Annotated in this window: 1 pseudogene; it reads right to left on the bottom strand. The window is 64.5% G+C overall.

From position 1 onward, the window contains the following. Positions 1 to 29 precede the first annotated feature (29 nt). Positions 30 to 1,166: pseudogene (locus M1248_RS33260) on the bottom strand (IS3 family transposase). Positions 1,167 to 1,246 lie beyond the last annotated feature (80 nt).

The following is a 1,246-nucleotide window of genomic DNA, read 5'->3' as shown; positions in this document are numbered from 1 at the left end:
TGACGGGGACCCGTTTGGTGGTCCAGTCGCTATGCGACTTTCGGTTGGTGGGCCGTGGCCCACTGTAGGGCAAACTCCGATGGGGTGAGCTCTCCGTGGGCGGAATGGGGCCGGCTGGCGTTGTAGTCACAGCGCCAGTCCTCGATGATCACACGGGCTTCCAGCAGCGAATCGAAGCGCCACGAGTTGAGCAGTTCATCCCGTAGCCGGCCGTTGAACGACTCGATCCAGGCGTTCTGCCACGGCGAGCCGGGATCGATGAAAAGTGAACCGGCACTGTTGAATCGACACCAATCGCTCACCGCGTGCGCCACGAACTCGGGACCGTTGTCGAAACGGACGTAGTGTGGCGCCCCGTGCATGAGCGCCAAGCGATCCAACACATCGACGACGCCCGGCATCGATGCTGCGATCCACCTCAATCGCGAGCGCCTCACGGGTGAACTCATCGATCACGTTTAACATCTTCAACCCGCGGCCATCGGCGGTCGTGTCGAATTGAAAGTCCATCGCCCAGATGATATTTGGACGGATCGGTGACATCGCGCCCACGGCGACGCCGATGCCCGTCAGCCGCTTCTTGCGGCGGCGCTGCGGGACCCGCAGGCCCTCCTCACGCCACAGCCGGCGGATACGCTTGTTGTTGACCTGCCAGCCCGCTCGGCGGGCCATCTTCGCCGCCCGTCGCCACCCCCAGCGAGGCCGGTCCACCGAGAACCGGCGCAGCCAGTCACGCAACTCTGCTTCCTCGGTCGTGATCGGCGGCGGCTGCAGGCGCATCGTGGAACGGTGCAGACCAACGACCGTACAGGCGCGGCGCTCAGACACCCCGAACCGGTCGCGCAGCGCCTTGACGGCGCAGCGCTTGCGGTTCGGGGTTAGAAGTTTCCCGCCGAGATCTCCTTGAGCATGTCGATGTCGAGGGCCTGGTTGGCGACCAACTTCTTGAGGCGGGTGTTCTCGGCCTCGAGCTCTTTGAGTCGTTTGGCCTCGTTGGCCTTCATGCCGCCGTACTGGGCCAGCCAGCGGTGCCAGGTCGACTCGGCGATTTCCAGGTGCCGGCACACCTCGCCCAGCTCCTGGCCGGTCCCGAGGAGCTTGTTGCCCTCGGCCAGCTTGCGGATGATCTGGTCCGGGGTGTGCCGCCGGCGCTTATTCGTTGCCATGTCGTTGGTGATTCTTCCTGCCCGAGCACTCGGGCAACAGAGTCCCACAACGACTGGACCACTACAGCGGGCTCACCTCA

It is taken from the genome of Mycobacterium sp. 29Ha (assembly GCF_032883055.1).
GTDB lineage: Bacteria > Actinomycetota > Actinomycetes > Mycobacteriales > Mycobacteriaceae > Mycobacterium > Mycobacterium gallinarum.
This window is presented reverse-complemented; position numbering and strand designations above follow the sequence as displayed.